The following is a 25208-nucleotide window of genomic DNA, read 5'->3' on the forward strand; positions in this document are numbered from 1 at the left end:
CCGTCAGTTGGCGGCGAGCCGCGCAGCCGCCCAGACCTTTTGGGGCGTTGCGGGCATGGTGAGGTTGTTGTTGCCGATGGCGTCGGTGATGGCGTTCATCAGCGCCGGCGGAGAGCCGATGGCGCCCGCCTCGCCGCAGCCCTTGATGCCGAGCGGATTGTTCGGGCAGGGCGTGACCTGGTGCGAGACGTTGAAGGAGGGCAGGTCGTCGGCACGCGGCATGGTGTAGTCCATGTAGCTCGCCGTCAGCAGCTGGCCCGTGTCGGGATCGTAGTGCACGCCTTCCAGCAGCGCCTGGCCGATGCCCTGCGCGATGCCGCCATGCACCTGGCCCTCGACGATCATCGGGTTGATGATGTTGCCGAAATCGTCAGCGGCGACGAACTGCACGATCTTCGTCTTGCCGGTCTCCGGATCGACCTCGACCTCAGCGATGTAGCAGCCGGCCGGGAAGGTGAAGTTGGCCGGGTCGTAGAAGGCGCCTTCCTTCAGGCCCGGCTCCATGCCGGAGGGCAGGTTGTGCGCGGTATAGGCGGCGAGCGCCATCTGGAACCAGGGCACGGTCTTGTCGGTGCCGGCGACCTTCAGGGCGCCGTTCTCGATGACGATGTCGCTCTCGTCGGCCTCCATCAGGTGGGCCGCGATCTTTTTCGCCTTCGCCTCCACCTTGTCGAGCGCTTTCACGATGGCGGACATGCCGACCGCGCCGGAGCGGGAGCCATAGGTGCCCATGCCCATCTGCACCTTGTCGGTGTCGCCATGCACGATGGAGACGCTGTCGATCGGCACGCCGAAACGATCGGCGACCAACTGGGCGAAGGTCGTCTCATGGCCCTGGCCGTGGCTGTGCGAACCGGTCAGCACTTCGATCGTGCCGACCGCATTGACGCGCACCTCCGCCGATTCCCAGAGGCCGACACCGGCACCGAGCGAGCCGACCGCGGCCGACGGCGCGATGCCGCAGGCCTCGATATAGCAGCTCATGCCTATGCCGCGTTTCATGCCGCGGCTGGCGGCTTCCGCCTTGCGGGCGGGAAAACCGTTCCAGTCGGCGGCCTGCATGGCGGCTTCCAGCGAGGCTTCGTAGTCGCCGGCGTCGTAATTCATGATGACCGGCGTCTGGTAGGGGAAGGTGCGGATGAAGTTGGCGCGGCGCAGTTCCGCCGGCGAGACGCCGAGTTCGCGCGCCGCCGTCTCCATCGTGCGTTCGAGCAGGTAGGTCGCTTCCGGCCGCCCGGCGCCGCGATAGGCATCGACGGCGACGGTGTTGGTGTAGACGGCGCGCACATTGGCGTGGATCGCCGGGATGGCGTACTGGCCCGAGAGCAAGGTCGCATAGAGATAGGTTGGCACGGCGGAGGAGAAGAGCGACATGTAGGCGCCGAAATTGGCGATCGTGTCGACCTTCAGCGCCGTGATGCGGTTGTTCGCGTCGAAGGCCATCTTGACCGTCGAGACATGGTCGCGGCCGTGGGCGTCCGTCAGGAAGGCCTCGGTGCGGTCGCACGTCCACTTCACGGGCACGCCGGAGCGCTTGGAGGCCCAGAGACAGACGATCTCTTCGGGATAGATGTAGATCTTCGAGCCGAAGCCGCCGCCGACATCGGGGGCGATGACGCGTAGCTTGTTTTCCGGCGCGACATTGTAGAAGGCGCTCATGACGAGGCGCGCGACATGCGGGTTCTGGCTCGTCGTGTAGCAGGTATAGTGGTCCTCGGCGGAATCGTAGATGCCGAGCGCTGCCCGCGGTTCCATCGGGTTCGGCGCGAGGCGGTTGTTGATGATCTTCATTTCCGTGACATGGGCGGCGGCTGCGATGGCCGCATCGGTCGCATCACCGTCGCCGATCTGCCAGTCGTAGATGAGGTTGCCGGGCGCTTCCGGATGCAGCTGCGGCTGGCCGGCTTCGAGCGCCTTCACCGCATCGGTGACGGCGGGCAGCACGTCGTAGTCGACGACGACGGCTTCGGCCGCGTCGCGCGCCTCGCCCATCGTGTCGGCCACCACCACGGCGACGGCGTCGCCGACATAACGCACCGTCTCATGCGCGATCGGCCGCCAGGCGCCCATCTTCATCGGCGAACCATCCTTGGAATGGATCATCCAGCCGCAGATCAGGTTGCCGATGCCATCGTCCAGCATCTGCTTGCCGTTCAAGACCGCGATGACGCCCGGCATCTCCTCGGCCGCAGACGTATCGAGGCTCCTGATCTTCGCATGCGCGTGCGGCGAGCGCACGAATGCGGCATAGCGCATGCCCGGCACGGACATGTCGTCCGTATAACGGCCCTGGCCCATCAGGAACCGCTTGTCTTCCTTTCGCGCGACGCGCGCGCCGATACCTTCGACACCCATCTTCATCTCCTCCACAGAATGAGCGAATAGCGAATAGGGAGTAGCGAATAGGGGGGAGTGGCGTGGGTGCGGTGTTGCGCCCTATTCGCCACTCGCCATCCCTATTCGCTGCCCTTATTCCGCAGCCTGCCGGCCTGCCGCGCCCATGTCTTCGGCAGCGGCGAGGATGGCTTTCACGATGTTATGGTAGCCGGTGCATCGACAGATATTGCCTTCGAGGTTCTCGCGCACCGTCTTCTCGTCGAGCTGAGCCCCGTAGCGGTTGATCATGTCGACCGCAGTCATCACCATGCCGGGCGTACAGAAGCCGCATTGCAGGCCGTGATTGGCCTTGAAGGCGGCCTGGACGGGGTGAAGCTCGCCGTTGGCGGCAAGGCCCTCGATGGTAAGGATGTCGGACCCCGCAGCCTGGGCCGCGAGGATGGAACAGCTTTTGACGGCCTTGCCGTCCATGTGCACGACGCAGGCCCCGCACTGGGAGGTATCGCAGCCGACATGGGTTCCGGTGAGGCTTAGATTGTCTCGGATGAAGTGCACAAGCAGCGTGCGGTCCTCACACTCCTTGCTCACCTTCCGGCCATTGACGGTCATTGCCACTTTCGCCATTCGTTCCTCCCTGGCGGTTCCTTGTCCGCTGGGGCCGATCGATCCGACGTTACATGCAGCGGGCGTCTCGCGACGCGGGCCTGGGATCAGACGACACCAGCAATCTTCATTCGCGCGCATTGCATTCCGGCAGCCTGAGGCCGCACTCGACGCGGCCCCAACAGTCATATCATTTGACTTTTTGCGGCGCCGATCAACCGCTACTTTGGGGCGCAGGCGAAATTTCTCGTGACCGCCGATAGGCGCGGGCTTACCAAACGAAATGGAAACGATATTTATTCGCCGCTCAAAAAAATAGTTGAATGGCATGGACTTCCCGATTTCCGAGTATATTTTCGATCCCGGACAGACCAACCGTCGATGACGGCCCCGGTATGTGTCTGAGTAGAAGGGGATAGGCGGACCCGGCAAACGCGGCCGCCACTCAACTTTGGAGAAGATCTTCATGAAGAAAGTCATTGCGCTCGTTCTGGTCGGCCTCGCCGTCGCCAGCTGCACGCAGACGGAAAAGGGTGCGGGTATCGGCGCCGTCTCCGGCGCGATCATCGGTGGCGCCGTCACGGGTGATGTCCGCGGTGCTGCCGTGGGTGCTGCCATCGGCGGCGTTTCGGGTGCTGTCATCGGCAGCGTTTCCGAGCAGCCGGGCCAGTGCTACTACCGTGACCGCTACGGCCGCCGCTATATCGACCGGTGCCCGTCGGGTTACTAATACCCCAATTCATGCAACCTATACGAAGCCCCGGAGTGTCTCCGGGGCTTTTGCTTTTGCGAGTGTGACGTAAAATCACCGCTGCGGTGCTTCAAATCTTGTTTCCATCCGTGTAAAACCACCGTTAACATTACGGAAAACCTAACGCGTTAGGGTCTTTTCCTGCCTGAAAGCTCTGGATGAACCAGAGCGCCCGAAGTTTGTGACGGAAGCTGCCGGTCCGCCGTTTGCCCCGCACCCCAAGGAGTAAAGGCGACGGATAACTGCGGATGCGGGATAAAGTGAACCGGCCGGAAAAGAGTTTTGCGTTTCTGAGAGCTGGCACCGCGCTCGCGGTTGCTGCCGCGTTGTTCTGCGGGCCGCTTTCCGTCGGGCCTGCCTCGGCCTTCGAGATCTTCGGCATGAAGTTCTTCGAGGACGAGGAGGAAACCACCGCCGTCATCGATCCCGTCAACTACACGCTGACGCTTGAGCCGGGCACGGACGACGGCGACCTGAAAGAGGCGATCGAGAATACGGCGCGCCTCAAGCAGGACGAGGGCACGCCGGTTTCCGGCGATCTCGGCCTCGTCATCAAGGCGCGCGACGACCGTGATCGCATTCTTGCCGCGCTCTACGAAAACGCCCGTTATGGCGGCGTGGTGACGGTCACCATTGACGGGCAGGACCTCGATTCCCTGCCGCCCAATCCGGAATTCAACACGAGCGGCGCCATCCCGGTGACGATCAGCGTCGAGCCCGGCCCGGCCTTCACCTTCGGCGACGTCGTCTTTTCCGGTGATGCCGAGGGGCGCAAGCCGGCCGACTACGGGCTGGTGCCCGGTGCCCGGGCCGATTCAACCATCATCCTGAAGGCCGGCGAAAAGATGGTCGTCGATCTGAAGGCGGAAGGCCGGCCGCTCGCCAAGCTGACGGAACGCAACGCTACCGCCGACCACAAGACGCAGACCGTGGATGTGGTGATCGCCGCCGAGGGCGGGCCGGTGGCTCCTGTCGGCGAGGTCGGCGTGACCGGCACCAAGACGGTCGATCCGGGTTTCGTGCAGCGTTATTCGCGCATCAATGCCGGCCAGCCCTATTCGCCGGAGGCGCTGACCAAGGCTGCCGAACGGCTGCGCACGCTCGGCGTCTTCTCCAGCGTCACGATCCGCGAGGCCGACAAGCTGGCGCCGGATGGTTCGCTGCCGATGACCATCGAGGTCTCCGAGGGCAAACACCGCTATTTCGGCGTCGGCGCGCAGGTTTCCAACACCGACGGTCTGGGCCTGCAGGGCTATTGGGGCCATCGCAACCTGTTCGGTGAGGCGGAATCGCTGCGCGTGGAAGGGGCGATCAACCGGATCGGCGAGACCAAGGATGTCGGCAATCTCGACTATTCGAGCGCCATCCTGTTCTCCAAGCCCGGCGCCTTCGGGCCGGCGACCACGTTCAATGCCAGTGTCAAGGCCTCGATCGTCGATCCCGATGCCTACCGGGCCTTCACGATCACGGGGGCTGCCGGCGTCGCGATCGAGCTTTCCGACACGGACACGGTGAGCGGCGGCGGCGAGGTCATGTGGAGCGACGTCGACGACGCCTTCGGCAAGAACAACTATCTCACCGTCGCCATTCCGATCGAATATGTGCGCGACACGCGCGACGACAAGTTGAACCCGACGGAAGGCTATCGTGCGATGCTGAGCGCGAAGCCGAGCTACGAGATCGAGCGCGGCACCTTCTTCTCCAGCTTCGAAGGCGCGATCACCGGCTACCAGGCGCTCGGCGAGGAAAAACGCTTCGTTCTGGCCGGTAAGATCGCCGCCGGCACGATCATCGGCGGCGATGAGCTCTCGGACATTCCGGCGACGCGGCGCTTCTTCCTGGGCGGCGGTGGCACGGTGCGCGGCTACGGCTACCAGGAGATTTCTCCGCGCGACAGCCGCAACAAGCTGCTCGGCGGCCGCTCCTACGTGGCGGCCTCGGCGGAGGCGCGCATCGGCGTCACCGAGACGATCGGCGTCGTGCCTTTCCTCGATGTCGGCACGGTCTCGACGGACGAGGTGCCGGATTTCAACGATATCCGGGCGGGTGCCGGCATCGGCCTGCGCTACGCGACGCCGTTCGGGCCACTTCGGCTCGATGTCGCGGTGCCGCTCAAGAAATATCCGGGCGGGACCTCTTTCGGGGTTTATGCCGGTATCGGCCAGTCCTTCTGACTGTCGCCCCAATTTTCGTCTAGGCTCTTGATCGATTGCGCGATTTGGATTCAAGACGTTGAGGAGCGAATGTTTGCGCTCCCCGCACGCGAAATGGATGATGCATGAACAGGCTGTCCCGAATTCTCCGCGCCACGCTTCGATATATCGGCTACGCCCTTGTGCTTGTGCTGATTGTTCTTGTCGCGGCGCTCGGATTTGTCGGTTTTACCGATGCGGGCGCGCGTTTTGCGGTTTCGCAGGTGGAGAAGATCGCGGCTGCGAGCGGGCAGGTCATCTCGATCAGCGAACCGTCCGGCCTGCTCACCGGCAAGCTGCGGGCCGGCACGATCACCATCGGCGACGACAAGGGCACCTATGCGGAAATCCGCGACCTTGCGGTCGACTGGTCGCCGTGGGAACTGCTGTTCTTCAGCTTCGATGCCGAGCGCATCGCCGCTTCCTCCGTCTCCCTGCTGCGCCTGCCGCAGCCCAAACCGGACGCGGAGAAATCCGACACGCCGTTCACGCTGCCGGTGGAGGTTCATGTCGACGCGCTGGAGGTTCCGGAGCTTTTCGTATCTGGCACGGTTGCGGGCCGCGACCAGCGCATCGTCCTGTCGGGCAGCGGCGATGCCACGGCCGAGAGCGTCGCGGTCAAGCTTTCCGCCTCGGAACAGGCGCGGCCCGATGCCCGCGTCAATGCGGATATCGTCTTCAACCCGGCCGACAACCAGCTTCGCCTGGAAGCCGACGTCGCCGAGCCGAAAGGCGGGCTGCTTGCAGCGTTGCTGAAGCTTCCGAACGATCCCGCCGTCGCGATCCGGCTGACGGGCGACGGCCCGCTGTCCGAATGGACTGGCCGCCTCTCCGCAGCCCTCGACGGCACGGAAATGCTGCGCGTCGACGGGCGTCACGACCTTTCAGCTAACGGGTTGCACACGATCGCGCTCAGCGGCGGCGGCACGTTCGACGCGCTGATGCCGCCGCAGCTTCGCCCGCTCTTTGCCGGCGAAACGGGCATCGACGTCGTCGCGGCCTTTGACGGCTCCGACATGCTGCGCATTGAGAAGGGCTCGATCTCGACGGGCGCGATGACGCTCGGCGCATCGGGCACCGTCAGCGCCAAGGGCGCAAACGATCTCGACGTGAAGCTTGCCGGCCGGGATGGCCCGATCGATTTCCGCTGGCCACTTGCCGGGGGCGATGCGCGCGTGCTGATCGACGGCGCCGATATTTCGCTGACCGGCGAGGCGAGCGCTGCGGCGCTCCAGGTTGATGCGACGGTGGCTTCCGCCGAGCTGCCGGCCGGACGCGTGGAAAACATCCGCCTTTCGGCCAAGAGCGATGCCTTCAACGTGGCGAGCCAATCCGGCCGCGTGGATGTGACGCTGGAAACCGGTGCGACGGCCTTCGCCAATGCCGATCTCGACCGCATGGTGAAGGGGCCGGCCAAGCTCGTCGCCACGCTGAACGTATCGCCAAGCGAGATCGCCTTCGACCCCGCGACGCTCGAAAGCGCCAGCATCGGCGGCACGCTCTCGGGCCGCTACGGCCTCGAAAGCCGAGAGGCGGATGTCAACTTCCGGCTCTTCGCGCTGCCGGCCGTGTTGCCGCTGGCGCTTTCCGGCAAGTTCGACACGACCATCGCGATGGAGGGACGAGTCCAGTTGGCGAGCGACGGAGCCGTCCAGGTCTCCGGCCTTCAGGTCAAGTCCGGGACGCTGGAGACGGCGGGCACGGTGTCGCTTGGCGGCGGCAATCTCGACGCTGCCTTGACCGGCAAGGTGCTCAATCTCGGCAAGCTGCTCGCGGATGCCGCGGGCGAGGCGGCCTTCGAGCTTTCCGCGACCGGACCGGTGCAGGGGCTCGACGTTTCGGCCAAGGTCACATCGAGCGGCGCGACGCTCTCCGGCCGCACACTCAGCGACCTCGTCGTGACGCTCACCGGCAAGGCCGTTGCCGACAGCCCGTCCGGCGAATTGACGGCGACCGGCGCGCTCGACGGGCAGCCGATCAACGTGCGCTCCAGCATCACCTCGGAAGGCGGGCGCATCTCGGTGCCGGTGCTGGAGGCGGAAATCGGCCCGAACACGCTGAAGGGATCGCTGGCACTTGCCGAGAATTTCATGCCGGATGGCACCATCCGCTTCGACTTCCCGGATCTCGGCCTGCTCGCCGCCATGGCCGGCCAGCAGGCGGCCGGCGACCTGACCGGCCAGGTGGAAATCGCGACGACCAATGGCAAGACATCGGCGACGGTGCAGGCGTCCGGCTCCGCCATCCGGCGCGACGCGGTGAGCATCACCAAGCCGGCTGTCGATCTCACCATCGCCGACCTCGCCACCGCCGCGATCACCGGCACGGTGCGCGCCGAGCGGATCGCGTCCGGCGAGAACCGGCTCGACGCTTTGCGCCTCGATTTTTCGCGTGAAGGGCAAGCGACCAATTTCGATCTCGCGGGCCGGCTCGACGGCGCGCCGCTCGTGACGAAGGGCCAGGTCCTCCAGCGAGACGGCGGCCTCGACGTCGCCTTGCAGGCCTTCGAAGCGGCACCGCGGCGCATCGCGCTGAAGCTCGCCAAGCCGACGATGATCGGCGTCACCAATGGCGTGGCGACGCTCGACGGCCTCACGATCCAGGCGGGCCGGGGCTCCGTCGCGGTCTCCGGCCGGGCGGGCGAGACGCTCGATCTGGCGCTTCGCCTTAATGCGCTGCCGGCCGACCTCGTCAACAATTTCGCCGCCGGTCTCGGTGCCGAGGGCGCGATCAGCGGCACGGTGACGGTCAAGGGCAAGGCGGCGGCCCCCGTCGTCGACTATGCGCTCGACTGGAGCGGGGCGCAGACGAGCCAGACCCGCGGGGCTGGCATCGGCGTGCTCAGCATCAATGCCAAGGGCGCCTTTGCCAATAATCAGGTGCGGCTCGACACGGTGCTCTCCGGCGCCGGTGGTCTTTCCTTCCGCGGCGGCGGCACGGTCGGCATCGGTGGTGCCACGCCGCTCGGGCTGAAATTCAACGGCACGGTGCCGTTCGGTCTGTTGCAGGGGCAGCTCTCCGCGCAGGGTTTCGTGCTCACCGGCAATGCCAATGTCGACGTTTCGATCGGCGGCACGGCGGCGGCGCCATCGGTCACCGGCAGCATCACGGCAGGCGGCGCGCGCCTTGTCGATGTGCGCCGCAACCTCGCGGTGGAGAACCTGACGATCCGCGTCACCATGGATGGGCGCCAGGCGGTGATCGAGACCGTCTCCGGCAAGCTTGCGAGCGGTGGCCAGCTTTCGGCGAGCGGCCGCGTCGGCATCGATCCGGCAAGCGGCTTCCCGGTGGACGTCACGGTGAAGCTCGGCGACATTACCTATGTCGACGGCACGCTGGTGACGGCGAACGTCGCAGGCGACCTGACGCTGAAGGGGCCGGTTGCCGCCCTCTCGCTCGGCGGCAAGGTGCGCATCAACAAGGCGAACGTCACCATTCCGCAGAAACTGCCGGCCTCGCTCTCCGAAATCGCCATCAAGCACCGCAACGCGCCGGCCGACGTCAAGCGTATGACGGCGGATGTCCAGCGCGACCAGGGCGGCGGCGGCGATGGCGCCTCGCGCGGCATCGCGCTCGATCTGACCATCGAGGCGCCGGGCCAGCTTTTCGTGCGGGGACGCGGCATCAATGCGGAGCTCGGCGGCAGCCTGAAGATCACCGGCACCTCGTCATCGCCCGTCGTCTCCGGCGGCTTCGAGCTTCGGCGCGGGCGCATGGAGATCCTGACGCGCCGCCTCGATTTTACCAGCGCGCATATCGGCTTTGCCGGCGGCCTCGTGCCGACGGTCAATCTGGTCGCCGCAAGCACGGCCGGCACCACGGAAATCACTGTCACGGTCGCAGGCCAGGCCAACAACCCGACGGTCACCTTCGCCTCCTCGCCCTCGCTGCCGCAGGACGAAATCCTGGCGCAGCTCATCTTCAACCGCTCGATGTCGAACCTTTCGGCAGTGCAGATCGCGCAGCTCGCCTCCGCCGCAAGCCAGCTTGCCGGCGGCAGCTCGACCGGCCTGCTCGACAGCCTGCGCAGCAAGCTCGGCGTCGACGATCTCGACATCACGACCGACGCCGAAGGCCGGGCGGCCGTCTCGGCCGGCAAATACCTGAACGAGCGAACCTATATCGAGCTGAAGCAGGACCCGGAAACCAACGGCGCCAAGGCCGTCATCAACCTCGACGTCGGCCGCGGCCTGAAACTGCGCGGCGAAGCCGGCAGCGGCGGCAGCGCGGGTGCGGGTATCTTTTACGAGAAGGAATATTGAGGCCGATCGGCTCTCGCACTTCGCCTCACCCTCCACGTCATCCTCGGGCTTGACCCGAGGATGACGTGGAGGGTGAGGCAATAGGTGAACCGGCTCACGCCAGTGCGTTCTTCGTCGTCTTCAGCAAAATATTCGTCTCGGTCACCGTGATGCCGTCGATCAGGCGGATGCGGTGGAGCGTTTCGTCGAAGGTGCCGAGGTCGCGGTCTTCGAGTTCGGCGATGAAATCCCAGCGGCCATTGGTGGAGTGCAGCGCGCGTACCTGCGGCAGGCCGCGAAGCTGGGCGGCCACGCGATCGGCCATCTTGCCGTGCACCTCGATCATGACGATGGCGCGCACGCCGCTCCCGGTCAGCTCCGCGCCGGTGCGGATGGTGAAGGCGGCGATCGTTCCCGACGAGACGAGCCGCTCGATGCGTGCCGCCACCGTCGCCCGCGAGGCGCCCGTCGTGGCCGCAAGCGAAGAGACCGGCGTGCGGGCATTGTGGCGCAGCGCGCTGATCAGCGCGTGGTCGAGATCGTCGAGACTTACCATTGTGTTGCCGGGTGCTTTGCAAAATGCTGAAATGAGCCGCCTATTTGTCAGTTTTCCCTCTTTTTGCCAACAGCGTGAGGGGTAATAATCGGGCAAAACCGGGCGTACCGGCCCTCACGCACCTGCGGGGAAACCATGGCTGAAAATGACAAGCACATCGCGCTGATCGGCGCACCACTCGAAGAAGGCTCCGGCCGCCGCGGCGCGGCGATGGGGCCGACGGCGCTGCGCATCGCGGGCGTTGACACGACTCTGATCGAACTCGGGCACACGGTGACGGACGAAGGCGACCTGCGCCCGCTGCCGGCGCGCGACCTTGCCAACCATCCGAAGGCGAACAACCTGCAGATCGTCGCGGCCTTCACCCGCGCGCTTGATACGGCGGTCTACGATGCGGCGCGCGGCGGAAAGTTCCCGCTTATTCTCGGCGGCGACCACGCGCTGTCGATGGGCTCCGTCTCCGGCATGGCGCGTTATGCCGCCGATGTCGGCCGCCCGCTCTTCGTGCTCTGGCTCGATGCGCATGCGGACTTCAACTCGCCGGCAAGCTCGCCCTCGGGCAACATGCACGGCATGCCGGTCGCCTTCTTCTGCGGCGAGGCCGAATTCGCGCCGATCCTCGAAGCGGGCCGCCCGATGGTCGATCCGAAGAATGTCTTCCAGGTCGGCATCCGCTCCGTCGATGCGCGCGAGCGCGAAGAGATCGCCGAGCATGGCGTCAATGTCTATGACATGCGCTCGATCGACGAGACGGGCATGGCGCATATCATGCACGACATCATCGCCCGCATCAAAGCGGCAAACGGCCTGCTGCATGTCAGCCTCGACGTCGATTTCCTCGATCCGGAACTGGCGCCGGGCGTCGGCACCACGGTGCCGGGCGGGGCGACCTTCCGCGAGGCGCATCTCATCATGGAGATGCTCTGCGACAGCGGCCTCGTCTCCTCGCTCGACCTCGTCGAGCTGAACCCGTTCCTCGACGACCGCGGCAAGAGTGCGCGCATCCTCGTCGAACTGACCGCAAGCCTCTTCGGGCGCCGCATTCTCGACCGGCCGACCCGCAGCGCCTGAACCCCGGAGGACTTTATGACGCCGTCGACCGAAAGCCTGATCGAAACCGAGTACCGTCTCGGCGCCCATAACTACAAGCCGCTCGACGTCGTGCTGTCGCGCGGCGAGGGCGTGTTTGTCTGGGATATCGACGGCAACCGTTATCTCGACTGCCTTTCGGCCTATTCCGCGGTCAACCAGGGCCATTGCCATCCGAAGATCCTGGCGGCGATGGTGGAGCAGGCGCAGAAGCTGACGCTCACCTCGCGCGCCTTCCGCAACGACCAGCTCGCGCATTTCTACGAGGAGATCGCGGCGCTCACCGGCTCGCACAAGGTGCTGCCGATGAATTCCGGGGCGGAAGCCGTGGAGACCGCGGTGAAGGCGGTGCGCAAGTGGGGCTATGAGGTGAAGGGCGTGCCGGAGGGCCGCGCCGAGATCGTCGTCTGCTCGAACAATTTCCACGGTCGCACCATGGGCATCGTCGGGTTCTCGACGGACCCGGATGCGCGCACCGGCTTCGGCCCCTTCGCGCCCGGTTTCCGGCATGTGCCTTTCGGTGATCTCGATGCGTTTCGCGCGGCGATCACCGAAAACACGGTCGCCTTCCTCATCGAACCGATCCAGGGCGAGGCGGGCGTGATCATTCCGCCGGCCGGCTATTTCACGGCGGTTCGCGAACTCTGCACGAAACATGGCATCACGCTGATCCTCGACGAAATCCAGACCGGCCTCGGCCGCACCGGCAAGCTGCTTGCCGAGGAGCACGAGGGCATCGAGGCCGACGTGACGCTGGTCGGCAAGGCGCTGTCCGGCGGTTTCTATCCGGTTTCGGCGGTGCTCTCGAACAGCGAAGTGCTCGGCGTGCTGCAGCCCGGGCAGCACGGCTCCACCTTCGGCGGCAATCCGCTGGCCTGCGCCATCGCGCGTGCCGCGCTGAAGGTGCTGGTCGAGGAGGACATGATCGGCAATTCTGAGCGCATGGGCAATCGTTTCCAGGAAGGCCTCAAGGGCATCCGCTCCAACATCATCAAGGACGTGCGCGGCCGCGGCCTGATGCTGGCCGTGGAGCTCGACCCCGCCGCCGGCGGCGCGCGCAAATATTGCGAGGCGCTGAAGGAGCGCGGCATCCTCGCCAAGGATACCCACGGCGACACGATCCGCATCGCCCCGCCGCTGGTCATCACCGGCGACCAGGTGGATTGGGCACTCGAACAGTTCGAGGCCGTGCTGCGCACCTGACGGGTACGGCAGACGGGAAAGATCGAGGGCCCTGCGGCGACGCGGGGCCTTTCCGCATTTTCGGCACGACAAATGGCGGGCGTTTGAAAGATTTTAACCAGGGCATGCATAGGATCGGATCACGAAGCAGACCAAACTGGGCAGATCCAACTGGAAAGATCCCGATGACCTCCATCAAGACGACTGGCTTTGCCGGTGACACGCTCGAAATTATCGCATTCCGCCTGCATGATCAGGAATTCTGCGTGAAGACGACCACGATCCGCGAAATCCGCGGCTGGGCGCCGTCCACGCCGATCCCGCATTCGCCGCCGGACGTCATCGGCGTGATGAACCTGCGCGGCACGGTGATCCCGATCATCGACCTCGCCCACAAGCTCGGCATGAAGAGCACGGAAGCCAACGAGCGCAGCGCCATCGTTGTCGCCGAAGTGCACAGCATGGTCGTCGGCCTCGTCGTCGACCGGGTGTCCGACATCCTCACCATCCGCAGCGAGCAGATCCAGCCCGTGCCGGAAGTGACGACCTCCTTCGACAAGGCCTATGCAGAAGGCATCATCGCCCACGAGAACGGCATGATCTGCTTCCTCAACCTGTCGCGCATGTTCAAGGAGCGCGACGTGGAAGACATGGCGGCCTGATCGCCCTTACGAGTCACGACATTACGGAACCGCCGTGCGTTTGCACGGCGGTTTTTTATTGTCTACTTAAAAACGCAACTTTCGAGTGAATTCGAGAATCGTCAGGTAATCGCTTGCCTGACGTAACGTGAATACCTCGTTTTCCAGTCTATCCGTAAGTTATTGTTATATAACAGATCCAAAAAGTCGCTGTTCGATTTTCATTAAATTTTAAGTCTGTTTCGCCATCTTTGATTGTAGAGGGACATTTCTTCGGTCCGGCATGACGCCTCCCGCGAAGATGTATTCACCGCAGATCGTGCACGGTCGCCAAGGTGCTCCGTGCAGGAACGTCAACAACCGACGATCGCCGCGCGCCATCCGGCAAGTCTTGACGATCGCACAGAGGGACAGGTCATGCTTTCATTCGCGAAGTCCATGGATGCGGGCCAAATATTCGACGCGCTGTCGCGTTCGCAGGCCGTGATCCAGTTCGATCTCACCGGCACTATTCTGTCCGCCAACGAGAATTTCTGCCGGGCGCTCGGTTATGACCTGAAGGACATCGTCGGCAAGCACCACCGCATCTTCTGTGAAGCCGGCTATGCGGCGAGCGAAGAGTACCGCCAGTTCTGGGCGCGCCTCGGACGCGGCGAATATGATTCGAGCAGCTACAAGCGCCTGCGCAAGGATGGCAGCGAGATCTGGATCCAGGCCTCGTACAATCCGATCCTGCGCCGCGGCAAGCCCTACAAGGTCGTCAAGTTCGCCACCGACATCACCGAGGCGAAGATGCGCGCTTCGGAAGATGCCAGCAAGCTGGACGCGATCTCGCGCTCGCAGGCCGTCATCGAATTCACGCCGACCGGCGAAATCCTTTATGCCAACGAGAATTTCTGCGCCGGGCTCGGCTACGATCTCTCGGAAATTCGCGGCAAGCATCACCGGATGTTCTGCGATCCCGCCTATGTGCAGACGCAGGCCTATGCGGACTTCTGGAAGAACCTCGCCGACGGGCAGTTCATCTCCAACGAATTCGTGCGCTACGGCAAGGGCGGGCGGGAAATCTGGATCCAGGCGGCCTACAATCCGATCCGCGACCTTACCGGCCGGGTCTACAAGGTCGTCAAGTTCGCCACCGACGTGACCGAACGCATGTCGGCAATCAACATGCTCGGCGGCGCGCTGAAGGCGCTGGCGGATGGCGACCTGACGCAAAATCTCACCAAGGCCTTCGTTCCCTCGATGGAAGCGGTGCGCAAGGATTTCAACGAAGCGGTCGCTGGCCTGCATGATGCAATGCGCACGGTCGAGACCAATGCCAATGCCATTGCGTCGGGTGCACAGGAAATCCGCTCGGCAGCGGACGACCTCGCCAGGCGCACCGAGCAGCAGGCGGCCTCCGTTGAGGAGACCGCCGCCGCTCTCGATGAAATCACCACGACGGTCGCCGATTCGAGCCGCCGCGCCGACGAAGCCGGGACGCTCGTCGCCAGGACCCGGTCGGGTGCCGAAAAATCCGGCGAGGTCGTGAAGAAGGCGATCGGCGCGATGGGGCAGATCGAACAGTCCTCGCGCGAAATCTCCAACATCATCGGCGTCATCGACGACATCGCCTTCCAGACCAACCTGCTCGCGCTGAATGCCGGCGTGGAAGCGGCGCGGGCGGGCGAGGCGGGCAAGGGTTTTGCCGTGGTGGCGCAGGAAGTGCGCGAACTCGCGCAGCGCTCGGCAAGTGCCGCCAAGGACATCAAGGCGCTGATCACCACCTCGGGCGAGCAGGTGAAGAGCGGCGTGGCGCTGGTCGACGAGACCGGGCGCGCCTTGCAGGAAATCCTCGGCCAGGTGCAGGAGGTCCACTCGAACGTGGCGGCGATCGTCGAAGCCTCGCGCGAACAATCCACCGGGCTTCGCGAGATCAACCAGTCGGTCAATTCCATGGACCAGGCGACGCAGCAGAATGCGGCGATGGTCGAGGAAAGCACGGCAGCCAGCCACGCCATGGCGCGCGAGGCAGACGCGCTGCACACCCTCATCCGCCGCTTCAAGCTTGCCGGCAATGCCCAGCCGGCCCAGCGGGCACCGTCGCCGGCACCCGTATCGCAGCTTCATGCCGTGGCGCGCACCCTGCGGGCGCCGCGTGGCTCCTCGGCGCAGGCAGCGGAGAACTGGGAAGAGTTCTAAGCGCGCAACGCGGCATGAAAAAACGGCCGGCAGCAATGCCGGCCGTTGGCGTTTCAGGGGGGGTGGTCTCAGGGGGCGGGTGGCGCGCTGTTTTTGCGCGCCGGCGGCACTTCGGCCGGCGGCGGACGGTGGATCAGCGGCACGGCTTGCAGCACGAGGCTGTCCAGCCCTTCGCCGCCATGATTGTCGACGATATCGAAAAGCTGCCGGCGCATGCGGGGCTCCCAGAACTTGTTGATGTGGGTCGCCACACCGTTCGGGCCTTCGCTTGCGGGCTGCGAGTGGAAGAAGGTGGCGATCTGGTTCGCCATTCTGGGGATCTTGCTGCCTTCCGACATTTCTGGCTCCTACCCGTTGCCCAGGCGCCGTTCCGCGCCGGACACGATGCGCTCCGCACCGGTGAAAATCTCGAATTCCTCGCCGCGCACCAGCGCGATCAGCGTCATGCCGGCATCCTCCGCCGTGCGGATGGCGAGTGCTGTGGGTGCGGAAATGGCGATGATGAAGGGGCTGCCGATGATCGCCGTCTTCTGCACCATCTCGACGGAAACGCGGCTCGTCACGACGACGGCGCCGGCGCTGCCGACATGTCCGGCGCGGCGCGCGGCGCCGACGAGCTTGTCGAGCGCGTTGTGCCGGCCGACATCTTCGCGCACCGCGATGAGGCCGGTGCCCGGCACGTAGAAACCGGCGCCATGCACGGCGCGCGTCACCATATGCAGCGGCTGCTGGCCGTTCAGGAGACGAACGGCGTCCGCCACTTCGTCTTCTGTAAGCGTAAGCATCGACAAACGCACGGAGGGCGCTACGCGCACGGCCTGCTCGATCGATTCGATGCCGCACAGGCCGCAGCCCACAGGGCCGGCCATGTGGCGGCGGCGGGCCGTCAGCGCGTCGTTCTGCGGATCGGCCAGCCGGACCTGCACGTCGATGCCCTTGTCTTCCGCCACCACCTCGATGGTCTCGATTTCGGAGGGATCGCTGATGATGCCTTCCGTCAGGCTGAAGCCGACGGCGAAATCTTCGAGATCGGCCGGGCTCGCCATCATCACGGCATGGGTGGAGCCGGCATAGGAGAAGGCGACCGGGGTTTCCTCCGGCACGAAGCGGTCACCGGCGGTTAGCCGTCCGTTGCGGCGGGCGGTCTCTGGAACCTTGGTCGACGTGGAAAAGTCCGGCACGCGGGATCCTATTCTGCTGCCTCCAGCTTGCCGCTGATCCGGCGCGACTGGCGGGCGAGCTCGTCATATTCGATCTGCCAGTCGGATGGACCATTCGACGGCGAGATCTGCACGGCCGTCACCTTATACTCCGGACAATTGGTCGCCCAGTCCGAGAAATCGGTGGTGATGACGTTCGCCTGCGTCGTCGGGTGGTGGAAGGTCGTGTAGACGACGCCTGGCGCCACGCGGTCGGTGACGAGCGCGCGCAAGGTCGTCTCGCCGGCACGGCTGGCAAGGCGCACCCAGTCGCCGTCGCGGATGCCGCGGTTTTCCGCATCGTGCGGATGGATTTCCAGCCGGTCCTCCTCGTGCCAGACGACGTTTTCCGTGCGCCGCGTCTGGGCGCCGACATTGTACTGGCTGAGGATACGGCCGGTGGTGAGCAGCAGCGGGAAGCGCGGGCCGGTCTTTTCGTCCGTCGCGACATATTCCGTGCGTATGAACTTACCTTTGCCGCGCACGAAGCCGTTGATGTGCATGATCGGCGAGCCCTGCGGGTTCTTCTCGTTGCAGGGCCACTGCACCGAGCCGACCTTTTCCAGATAGTCGTAAGAGACGAGCGCGAAGCTCGGCGTCGTCGCCGCAATCTCGTCCATGATCTCGGAAGGGTGGGTGTAGTTCCAGTTGAGGCCCATCGCCTGGGCGAGGTTCTGGGTGACTTCCCAGTCCGCATAGCCGTTCTTCGGCGTCATGACGCGGCGCACGCGGTTGATGCGGCGCTCGGCATTGGTGAAGGTGCCGTCCTTTTCCAGGAAGGTCGAGCCCGGCAGGAAGACGTGGGCGTAGTTCGCCGTCTCGTTGAGGAAGAGATCCTGCACGACGACGCATTCCATCGCGGCCAGGCCGGCCGAGACGTGCTTGGTGTCCGGGTCGGACTGGAGGATGTCCTCGCCCTGGATGTAGATGCCCTTGAACGTGCCCTCGACGGCGGCGTCCAGCATGTTGGGGATGCGCAGGCCCGGCTCGTTGTTGAGCTTCACGCCCCAGAGTTTCTCGAAGATGTCGCGGGTTGCGTCGTCTGAGATGTGGCGGTAGCCGGGCAGCTCGTGCGGGAAAGAGCCCATGTCGCAGGAGCCCTGCACGTTGTTCTGGCCGCGCAGCGGGTTCACGCCGACGCCGGGGCGGCCGATATTGCCGGTCGCCATGGCGAGGTTGGCGATGGCCATGACGGTCGTCGAGCCCTGGCTGTGTTCGGTGACGCCGAGGCCGTAATAGATCGAGCCGTTGCCGCCGGTGGCAAAGAGCCGGGCGGCACCGCGCAGCTCTTCCGCCGGCACGCCGCTGAAAGGCTCGATCGCTTCCGGGCTGTGGCGCGGTTCGGCGACGAAGGACGCCCAGTCCTCGAATTCCGACCAGTCGCAGCGCTCGCGGATGAATTTTTCGTCGTAGAGACCTTCCGTCACGATGACATGGGCGAGTGCGGTGACGACGGCGACGTTCGTGCCGGGTTTCAGCGGCAGGTGATGGGATGCCTTGATGTGTGGCGAGGAGACGAGCTCGGTGCGGCGCGGATCGATGACGATCAGCTTGGCGCCCTGGCGCAGGCGCTTCTTGAGGCGCGAGGCGAAGACCGGGTGGCCGTCCGTCGGGTTGGCGCCGATGACGATGACGACATCGGTGTGCTCGACCGAATCGAAATTCTGCGTGCCGGCGGAGGTGCCGAAGGCCTGGCCGAGGCCGTAGCCGGTCGGCGAATGGCAGACGCGGGCGCAGGTATCGACATTGTTGTTGCCGAAGCCGGCGCGGATCAGCTTCTGGACCAGATAGGTCTCTTCGTTCGTACAGCGCGACGAGGTGATGCCGCCGATCGAATCACGGCCATACTGGTACTGGATGCGGCGGAATTCGGCGGCGACATGGGCGTAGGCCTCTTCCCAGGTCACTTCGCGCCACGGGTCGGAAATCTTTTCGCGGACCATCGGGTTGAGGATGCGGTCGCGGTGGGTCGAGTAGCCATAGGCGAAGCGGCCCTTGACGCAGGAATGGCCGCGGTTGGCCTGGCCGTCCTTCCAGGGCACCATGCGCACCAGCTCTTCGCCGCGCATTTCCGCCTTGAACGAGCAGCCGACGCCGCAATAGGCGCAGGTGGTGACGAGGGAATGTTCCGGCTGGCCGATGGCGATGACCGATTTTTCGGTGAGCGTCGCGGTCGGGCAGGCCTGCACGCAGGCGCCGCAGGAGACGCATTCGGAATCGATGAAATGCTCGTGCATGCCGGGCGAAACGCGGCTGTCGAAACCGCGTCCCTCGATGGTCAGCGCGAAGGTGCCCTGCACCTCTTCGCAGGCGCGCACGCAACGCGAACAGACGATGCATTTCGATGGGTCATAGGTGAAATAGGGGTTCGATTCGTCCTTCGGCATGAAGCGGGCGTTGGTCTCGCCGTTGCTGCGCGCCTTGACGTGGTTGTCGCCCTCATAACCGTAGCGCACGTCGCGCAGGCCGACGGCGCCGGCCATGTCCTGCAATTCGCAGTCGCCGTTCGCCGCACAGGTGAGACAGTCGAGCGGGTGGTCGGAGATGTAAAGCTCCATCACGCCCTTGCGGATGGTCTTCAGCCGGCTCGTCTGGGTGTGGACGACGAGGCCGGGTGCCACCGGCGTGGTGCAGGAGGCGGGCGTACCATTGCGGCCCTCGATCTCGACAAGACAGAGGCGGCAGGAACCGAAGGCGTCCACCATGTCGGTGGCGCAGAGTTTCGGCACCTGGATGCCGGCCTCCATCGAGGCGCGCATGATGGAGGTGCCCTCGGGCACGGTGATCTCGTTGCCGTCGATGGTGAGCGTCACCATCTTTTCCGCGCGGGAGGCGGGCGTGCCGTAGTCGATTTCGGGAACGAGGGACATGGGAACCTCCGGATCAATTTTTGCGCCGCGGGCGGTGCCAGGGCGACTTGGGTTCTGTTCTAGGACTTCGTATCGGCGAGCGTCGCCGCAACAAGCGCGTTGGCATGGCCGTGGCCCAGACCGTGCGTTTCCTTCAGGAGCGCCACGATCTGCATATGCGCCTTGCCATCCTGCGCGCGGATGATGGTCTTCCAATGTTCGATCGGCTGGCCGTATTTCTTCTCGATCGAGGGAAAGTAGGAGGCCGGGCCTTTGACCTTTTCCGTCTCGCTCATTCCGCCGCCTCCACCATGGGTGCCGGCGAAAAGTCCTCCGGGAAATGGTTCATGGCGCTGAGCACCGGATAGGGCGTGAAGCCGCCGAGCGCGCAGAGCGAGCCGAATTTCATCGTGTTGCAGAGGTCTGCGAGCAGTTCGCGGTTCTTCTCCGGCTCGATGCCCTGGGCGATCCGGTCGGCCGTCTCGACGCCGCGCGTCGAGCCGATGCGACAGGGGGTGCACTTGCCGCAGCTTTCGACGGCGCAGAACTCCATGGCGAAGCGGGCCTGCTTCAGCATGTCGACCGTGTCGTCGAAGACGGTGATGCCGGCGTGGCCGATGAGGCCGTCCTTGGCGGCGAAGGCCTCGTAGTCGAAGGGCGTATCGAACAGTGCCCGCGGGAAATAGGCGCCGAGCGGGCCGCCGACCTGCACGGCGCGCACCGGCCGGCCGGAGGCCGTGCCGCCGCCGATGACGTCGATGATCTCGCCGAGCGTCAGGCCGAAGGCGGTCTCGTAAAGGCCGCCGTGCTTGACGTTGCCGGCGATCTGGAGCGGGATCGTGCCGCGCGAGCGGCCCATGCCGAAATCGCGGTAGAAGTCAGCGCCCTTGTCCATAATGATCGGCACGGAGGCGAGTGAGATGACGTTGTTGACGACCGTCGGGCGGCCCATGAAGCCCTGCAATGCCGGCAGCGGCGGCTTGGCGCGCACGATGCCGCGCTTGCCTTCCAGGCTGTTGAGCAGCGCCGTTTCCTCGCCGCAGACATAGGCGCCCGCGCCGACACGGATTTCCATGTCGAAGGCTTTTCCCGAGCCGAGCACGGAGGGGCCGAGCACGCCGGCGGCGCGCGCCACGGTGACCGCCTCGTTCATGGCGTCGATCGCCTGCGGATATTCCGAGCGGATATAGACGAAGCCCTTGGTCGCGCCGGTCGCAAGGCCGGCGATCGCCATGCCCTCGATCAGCACGAAGGGATCGCCTTCCATGATCATGCGGTCGGCGAAGGTGCCGCTGTCGCCTTCGTCGGCATTGCAGACGATGTATTTGCGGTCGCCGGGGGCATCCAGCACGGTCTTCCACTTGATGCCCGTCGGAAAACCCGCGCCGCCGCGGCCGCGAAGACCACTGTCGGTGACCTGCTTGACGACATCGGCGGGAGCCATTGCGATGGCGTTTTCAAGACCCTTCAGGCCGCCATGGGCCTTGTAGTCGTCCAGCGAAACGGGATCGATGACGCCGCAGCGGGCAAAGGTGAGGCGGGTCTGGTTCTTCAGGAACGGAATCTCTTCCGTTCCGCCAAGACAGAGCGGGTGCGCCCTGCCCTCGGTGAACCCGGCATCAATCAGGGAGGCGATATCGGATGGTTTTACCGGGCCATAGGCGATGCGGCCTTGCGCCGTCTCGACCTCGACCAGCGGCTCCAGCCAGTGCATGCCGCGCGAGCCGTTGCGCACGATCGTGATGTCGAGCTTGCGGGCATCCGCCTCGCGGGAAAGCGCCTTGGCAACGCGGTCGGCGCCAAGCGCAAGGGCGGCGGCATCGCGGGGAACGTAGATGCGGACGGTCATCGGCGTGCCTCCGCGACGAGTTCTTTCGCAAGTTCGGCATCGACCCGCCCATGCACCGCGCCGTCGAACATCGCGGCCGGTGCGCAGGAACAGAGCCCGAGACAGTAGACGGGTTCCAGCGTCACCGCGCCATCGAGCGTCGTCTGGTGGAAATCGATGCCGAGCAGCGATTTCACGCGCTCGGCGATCTCGTCCCCGCCCATCGACTGACAGGCCTCGGCGCGACAGAGTTTCAGCACATGGCGCCCCGTCGGGTGGTCGCGGTAGTCATGATAGAAGGTGACGACGCCGTGCACCTCGGCGCGCGACAGGTTCAATTGCTCGGCGATGACCGGCAGGCTTTCCTGCGGCACATAGCCGAACTCCGCCTGGATTTCGTGCAGGATGGGCAGAAGCGGCCCTTCGAGCCCCTTCAATTCGCGGACGATCGCCAGCGTTCTCGCACCTACATCGTTGCCGGTTACGTGCACATTCATGGTCAGGCCTCCCAACCGACACGAATGAACCGCTACGAAATCAGGGGTTCCAACGCGCCGACACCATTGAAACTGTTCGGCGAAGACCGGAACCCTGTCGATCTGCGCGCCATAATCCCAACAGCTTCTCAGTCGGGAGACGGCGGGTCAATAAAGCAAAGCCGTTGATCGATAGAAAATTCCTATCAATCGATCCCTTTTTCGGCAAGCACACGCGCTTCGTGCAGCAGGGCGGAGACGAGCGGCGTAAAGGGCTCGCGATGGGTGGCGACCAGGCCGACGGTATGGTGCGGCTCGGGATCCACAAGCGAAACTATACTTATTTCATCAGGAAATCCAAATGATTTTGCAACATTCCTTGGCATGATGCTGGCCCAGCGTCCGGTGCGCACATGTGAGAACAGCACGATCATCGAGTTCGCCTCAAGCGAGGGCTCAACGGTAACGCCGGCTTCGGCGAAGTGCCGGTTGATGATGCGGCGGTTCTGCATGTCTGCGGTCAATAGACAAAGCCTAACGCTGCCGGCGTCCTGCCAGGTCACGGTTTCGCGATCGGCGAAGGCGGTGCCCTTGGCGGTGACGAGGCAATAGTGCTCGTGCAGCAGCGGCACGCTGGTGACGCGCCCAAGCGGCTCGTTTTCGAGATAGGTGAGGCCGGCGTCGATCTCCAGGTTTTCGAGCAGGCCGAGGATCTTGATCGAGGTCGTCGACAGGATCGAGAAGGTGACGTCCGGGTGTTTTTCCTGGAAGGGCGCGGTGATACGGGGCACCATGGCGAGCGTGGTGGGGATGGCGGCAAGGCGGATATGGCCGGAAAGGCCCTTTCGCGCGGCGCGCATTTCCTCGCGCATCGTGCGGGTGTCGCCGACGATGCGGCGTGCCCATTCGAGCACGCGCTGGCCTTCCGGCGTCAGGCCCTGGAAGCGGGAGCCGCGCACGACGAGCATCACGCCGAGCTGGTCTTCTAGCTGGCGCACCGCCGCCGAAAGCGTCGGCTGCGAAATGCCGAGCTCTTCCGCCGCCCGCGCAAAATGTTTTTCGCGGGCGAGCGCGATGAAATATTCGAGCTTGTCTATCATCGGCAACCGGCCTCCTTCCCCTTGATACAAAAGAACAGTGGCGGCACCAATGCCCCGCGCCCTATATCTGGGACGAGGCAAGCGATCACGAGGAGAAAGCCATGACGTTCCAAGCACTGTTAGTCGAGAAGGCCGGCGACGGCGCGGTTTCCGCGTCGATCCAGGAGCTGGACGATTCGCGGCTTCCGGAAGGCGACGTCACGGTCGCCGTCGAATATTCGACGCTCAACTACAAGGACGGGCTGTGCATCAACGGCAAGGGCGGGCTGGTGCGAACCTTCCCGCATGTGCCGGGCGTGGATTTCGCCGGCACGGTCGAGGCCTCGGACGATCCGCGCTACCGGCCGGGCGACCGGGTGGTGCTGACCGGCTGGCGCGTCGGCGAGATGTGGTGGGGCGGTTACGCGACGCGCGCGAAGGTAAAGGCCGACTGGCTGGTGCCGTTGCCGGAAGAGCTTTCGACGCGGCAGGCCATGGCGATCGGCACGGCGGGGCTCACCTCCATGCTGTCCGTCATCGCGCTGGAAGAGGCCGGGCTTTCGCCGTTGAAGGGCGAAGTGCTGGTGACGGGTGCCGCCGGCGGCGTCGGCTCGGTCGCCGTCGCGCTGCTGGCAAGGCTCGGCTATTCGGTCGCGGCCGTGACGGGCCGGCCGGAGACCGCCGATTATCTGAAGAGCCTCGGCGCGGAAACCATCGTCGATCGGGCCGAGCTTGCGGAGGCGAACAGCAAGCCGCTCGAATCGGAACGCTGGGCCGGCGCCATCGATGCGGTCGGCGGCGACATGCTGGCGCGGGTGCTCAAGCAGATGAAATATGACGGGGCCGTTGCCTCTGTCGGCCTTGCCGCCGGCGCCGCCGTGCCGTCCTTCACCGTCATTCCGTTCCTGCTGCGCGGCGTCAGCCTGCTCGGTATCGATTCGGTCATGCGGCCCTACGACCAGCGCGTGGATGCCTGGAACCGCATCGCCAGCGACCTCCCGATGGACAAGCTGGAGGCCATGATCGTCGAGCACCGGCTCTCCGACCTGCCGGACCTCGCCAACCAGATTCTCGAAGGCAAGGTGAAAGGGCGCGTCGTCGTCGACGTCAACGCCTAGCAGATGAGCTGGCCGCCGTTCACCTCCAGCACCTGGCCGGTGATATAGCCGGAGAGCGCGTTGGAGGCGAGGAAGAGATAGGCGGGGGCGCAGTCCTCCGCCGTGCCGAGCCGCTGCAAGGGGATCGTCTTGCGCGTCGCTTCCAGCTTGTCTGCCGACGAATAGCGGGAATGGAAATCCGTGGTGATCGTGCCGGGCGAGACGCAATTGACGCGGATGCCGTCGGGCGCCAGTTCCCGGGCGAGGCCCTTGGAATAGGTCGAGACGAAGGCCTTGGTGGCCGAATAGATGGCCGAGCCGGGGCTGCCGCCGGTCAGCGCCGAGATCGAGACCGTGTTGACGATTGCGGCATGCGGTGCACGGCGCAACGCCCGCAGCAGCGCACGCGTCACCTCGACGACGGACGTCTGGTTGAGGCGCACGACCGTTTCATATTGCTCGTCGGTCAGGTCCGCGGCCGGGAAACGGCCGACCATGGTGCCGGCATTGTTGATGAGCACGTCGACATGCGGGAACAGGCTATCCACCCGCTGCAGGATGGCGCCGATGCCGCCTTCCTCCAGAAAATCGCCATAGACGATATGGGCGCGGGCTTCGCCGACCGCTGCCTCCAGGAAATCGGGCAGAGGACCGGACGCGGCGCGCCCGCCATGCAGCAGCACATGGGCGCCGCAATCGAGGAACTGCCGGGCGATCTCCAGCCCGATGCCGCGCCCCGCGCCGGTCACGACGACATTTGCGCCCTTGAACAAGGCTGGATGAAACATGGGTTCTCCTCCGCTATTCGCCGCTCAACCGTTTGCCAGTATCACAAAAATAAGGGCATGCTCCAAGAAGGCGGAACGGATCAATTGATGTGCTTTCGTTTTTGCATATTATGAAA

At 64.9% G+C, this 25208-nt stretch carries 19 protein-coding genes; 8 read left to right on the forward strand and 11 right to left on the reverse strand.

Annotated elements, in window-relative coordinates; translation table 11 throughout:
• Window positions 1–3 precede the first annotated feature (3 nt).
• Both AC1RWL_RS18515 and AC1RWL_RS18520 read right to left on the reverse strand, forming a co-directional pair.
• Window positions 4–2355, reverse strand: coding sequence for a xanthine dehydrogenase family protein molybdopterin-binding subunit (locus tag AC1RWL_RS18515; RefSeq protein ID WP_493095337.1), 2352 nt, complete (start codon window positions 2353–2355; stop codon window positions 4–6).
• 114 nt (window positions 2356–2469) lie between these two features.
• Window positions 2470–2961: a (2Fe-2S)-binding protein gene (locus AC1RWL_RS18520; protein ID WP_256121306.1), complete on the reverse strand. Its 492-nt coding sequence runs from the start codon at window positions 2959–2961 to the stop codon at window positions 2470–2472.
• Window positions 2962–3406: 445 nt separating this feature from the next.
• On the opposite strand from AC1RWL_RS18520, the gene AC1RWL_RS18525 reads away from it, so the two are divergent.
• From AC1RWL_RS18525 to AC1RWL_RS18535, 3 genes are all read left to right on the forward strand, one after another.
• The gene (locus AC1RWL_RS18525) at window positions 3407–3670 is read left to right on the forward strand and encodes a YMGG-like glycine zipper-containing protein (protein WP_256121305.1); all 264 of its coding nucleotides are present in this window, start codon (window positions 3407–3409) and stop codon (window positions 3668–3670) included.
• A 269-nt stretch (window positions 3671–3939) separates the two neighbouring features.
• Window positions 3940–5865, forward strand: a complete 1926-nt coding sequence (locus AC1RWL_RS18530; RefSeq protein ID WP_493095336.1) for an autotransporter assembly complex protein TamA — start codon at window positions 3940–3942, stop codon at window positions 5863–5865.
• Between the two features lie 104 nt (window positions 5866–5969).
• Window positions 5970–10145 (forward strand): translocation/assembly module TamB domain-containing protein, encoded by a 4176-nt coding sequence (locus AC1RWL_RS18535; protein WP_493095335.1) that lies wholly within the window; start codon window positions 5970–5972, stop codon window positions 10143–10145.
• Between the two features lie 94 nt (window positions 10146–10239).
• Here AC1RWL_RS18535 and AC1RWL_RS18540 read toward each other — a convergent pair whose 3' ends face one another.
• Window positions 10240–10680, reverse strand: a complete 441-nt coding sequence (locus tag AC1RWL_RS18540; RefSeq protein ID WP_439618906.1) for an Lrp/AsnC family transcriptional regulator — start codon at window positions 10678–10680, stop codon at window positions 10240–10242.
• Window positions 10681–10815: 135 nt separating this feature from the next.
• On the opposite strand from AC1RWL_RS18540, the gene rocF reads away from it, so the two are divergent.
• The 4 genes from rocF to AC1RWL_RS18560 all read left to right on the forward strand — a co-directional run bounded on the left by rocF (window position 10816) and on the right by AC1RWL_RS18560 (window position 15776).
• A complete protein-coding gene (rocF, locus tag AC1RWL_RS18545; protein WP_256121301.1) occupies window positions 10816–11751 on the forward strand; it encodes an arginase in 936 nt (311 codons plus the stop codon).
• A 15-nt stretch (window positions 11752–11766) separates the two neighbouring features.
• On the forward strand, window positions 11767–12972 hold the full coding sequence (gene rocD / locus AC1RWL_RS18550; protein ID WP_493095334.1) for an ornithine--oxo-acid transaminase: 1206 nt from the start codon (window positions 11767–11769) through the stop codon (window positions 12970–12972).
• Window positions 12973–13136: 164 nt separating this feature from the next.
• Window positions 13137–13613, forward strand: a complete 477-nt coding sequence (locus AC1RWL_RS18555; protein ID WP_256121299.1) for a chemotaxis protein CheW — start codon at window positions 13137–13139, stop codon at window positions 13611–13613.
• 396 nt (window positions 13614–14009) lie between these two features.
• Entirely contained in the window at window positions 14010–15776 is a 1767-nt protein-coding gene (locus AC1RWL_RS18560) for a methyl-accepting chemotaxis protein (RefSeq protein WP_493095333.1), read from the forward strand.
• A gap of 68 nt (window positions 15777–15844) precedes the next feature.
• Here the strand turns inward: AC1RWL_RS18560 and AC1RWL_RS18565 are convergent, their stop codons facing one another.
• From AC1RWL_RS18565 to AC1RWL_RS18595, 7 genes are all read right to left on the reverse strand, one after another.
• On the reverse strand, window positions 15845–16114 hold the full coding sequence (locus AC1RWL_RS18565) for a formate dehydrogenase subunit delta (RefSeq protein WP_493095332.1): 270 nt from the start codon (window positions 16112–16114) through the stop codon (window positions 15845–15847).
• A 9-nt stretch (window positions 16115–16123) separates the two neighbouring features.
• Window positions 16124–16957, reverse strand: coding sequence for a formate dehydrogenase accessory sulfurtransferase FdhD (fdhD, locus tag AC1RWL_RS18570; RefSeq protein WP_493095331.1), 834 nt, complete (start codon window positions 16955–16957; stop codon window positions 16124–16126).
• Between the two features lie 8 nt (window positions 16958–16965).
• Window positions 16966–19845, reverse strand: coding sequence for a formate dehydrogenase subunit alpha (gene fdhF / locus AC1RWL_RS18575; RefSeq protein WP_493095330.1), 2880 nt, complete (start codon window positions 19843–19845; stop codon window positions 16966–16968).
• A 59-nt stretch (window positions 19846–19904) separates the two neighbouring features.
• Window positions 19905–20120 (reverse strand): DUF4287 domain-containing protein, encoded by a 216-nt coding sequence (locus AC1RWL_RS18580; RefSeq protein ID WP_435269181.1) that lies wholly within the window; start codon window positions 20118–20120, stop codon window positions 19905–19907.
• Entirely contained in the window at window positions 20117–21673 is a 1557-nt protein-coding gene (locus AC1RWL_RS18585) for a formate dehydrogenase beta subunit (RefSeq protein ID WP_493095329.1), read from the reverse strand. Before AC1RWL_RS18585 ends, AC1RWL_RS18580 begins: the two co-directional genes overlap by 4 nt.
• A complete protein-coding gene (locus tag AC1RWL_RS18590; RefSeq protein WP_435269179.1) occupies window positions 21670–22149 on the reverse strand; it encodes a formate dehydrogenase subunit gamma in 480 nt (159 codons plus the stop codon). Before AC1RWL_RS18590 ends, AC1RWL_RS18585 begins: the two co-directional genes overlap by 4 nt.
• 185 nt (window positions 22150–22334) lie before the next feature.
• A complete protein-coding gene (locus tag AC1RWL_RS18595; RefSeq protein ID WP_492650488.1) occupies window positions 22335–23228 on the reverse strand; it encodes a LysR family transcriptional regulator in 894 nt (297 codons plus the stop codon).
• 101 nt (window positions 23229–23329) lie between these two features.
• Between AC1RWL_RS18595 and acuI the strand changes: the two genes are divergently transcribed.
• Window positions 23330–24325, forward strand: a complete 996-nt coding sequence (gene acuI, locus AC1RWL_RS18600; protein WP_493095328.1) for an acrylyl-CoA reductase (NADPH) — start codon at window positions 23330–23332, stop codon at window positions 24323–24325.
• On the opposite strand, the gene AC1RWL_RS18605 is transcribed toward acuI, so the two are convergent.
• Window positions 24322–25092, reverse strand: a complete 771-nt coding sequence (locus tag AC1RWL_RS18605; RefSeq protein ID WP_256121289.1) for an SDR family NAD(P)-dependent oxidoreductase — start codon at window positions 25090–25092, stop codon at window positions 24322–24324. The two genes, acuI and AC1RWL_RS18605, sit on opposite strands and share 4 nt — an antisense overlap.
• Window positions 25093–25208 lie beyond the last annotated feature (116 nt).

The organism is Shinella sp. GW821-FHT10F02, from assembly GCF_058809275.1.

Bases quoted from the DNA above. Each gene is read 5' to 3' on its own strand.
- AC1RWL_RS18590 (WP_435269179.1), bottom strand. From the start codon at position 22,149: ATGAATGTGCACGTAACCGGCAACGATGTAGGTGCGAGAACGCTGGCG.
- AC1RWL_RS18595 (WP_492650488.1), bottom strand. From the start codon at position 23,228: ATGATAGACAAGCTCGAATATTTCATCGCGCTCGCCCGCGAAAAACAT.
- AC1RWL_RS18605 (WP_256121289.1), bottom strand. From the start codon at position 25,092: ATGTTTCATCCAGCCTTGTTCAAGGGCGCAAATGTCGTCGTGACCGGC.
- AC1RWL_RS18515 (WP_493095337.1), bottom strand. From the start codon at position 2,355: ATGGGTGTCGAAGGTATCGGCGCGCGCGTCGCGCGAAAGGAAGACAAG.
- AC1RWL_RS18565 (WP_493095332.1), bottom strand. From the start codon at position 16,114: ATGTCGGAAGGCAGCAAGATCCCCAGAATGGCGAACCAGATCGCCACC.
- fdhF (WP_493095330.1), bottom strand. From the start codon at position 19,845: ATGTCCCTCGTTCCCGAAATCGACTACGGCACGCCCGCCTCCCGCGCG.
- acuI (WP_493095328.1), top strand. From the start codon at position 23,330: ATGACGTTCCAAGCACTGTTAGTCGAGAAGGCCGGCGACGGCGCGGTT.
- AC1RWL_RS18560 (WP_493095333.1), top strand. From the start codon at position 14,010: ATGCTTTCATTCGCGAAGTCCATGGATGCGGGCCAAATATTCGACGCG.
- AC1RWL_RS18585 (WP_493095329.1), bottom strand. From the start codon at position 21,673: ATGACCGTCCGCATCTACGTTCCCCGCGATGCCGCCGCCCTTGCGCTT.
- AC1RWL_RS18535 (WP_493095335.1), top strand. From the start codon at position 5,970: ATGAACAGGCTGTCCCGAATTCTCCGCGCCACGCTTCGATATATCGGC.
- rocD (WP_493095334.1), top strand. From the start codon at position 11,767: ATGACGCCGTCGACCGAAAGCCTGATCGAAACCGAGTACCGTCTCGGC.
- AC1RWL_RS18580 (WP_435269181.1), bottom strand. From the start codon at position 20,120: ATGAGCGAGACGGAAAAGGTCAAAGGCCCGGCCTCCTACTTTCCCTCG.
- AC1RWL_RS18520 (WP_256121306.1), bottom strand. From the start codon at position 2,961: ATGGCGAAAGTGGCAATGACCGTCAATGGCCGGAAGGTGAGCAAGGAG.
- rocF (WP_256121301.1), top strand. From the start codon at position 10,816: ATGGCTGAAAATGACAAGCACATCGCGCTGATCGGCGCACCACTCGAA.
- AC1RWL_RS18525 (WP_256121305.1), top strand. From the start codon at position 3,407: ATGAAGAAAGTCATTGCGCTCGTTCTGGTCGGCCTCGCCGTCGCCAGC.
- AC1RWL_RS18555 (WP_256121299.1), top strand. From the start codon at position 13,137: ATGACCTCCATCAAGACGACTGGCTTTGCCGGTGACACGCTCGAAATT.
- AC1RWL_RS18530 (WP_493095336.1), top strand. From the start codon at position 3,940: ATGCGGGATAAAGTGAACCGGCCGGAAAAGAGTTTTGCGTTTCTGAGA.
- AC1RWL_RS18540 (WP_439618906.1), bottom strand. From the start codon at position 10,680: ATGGTAAGTCTCGACGATCTCGACCACGCGCTGATCAGCGCGCTGCGC.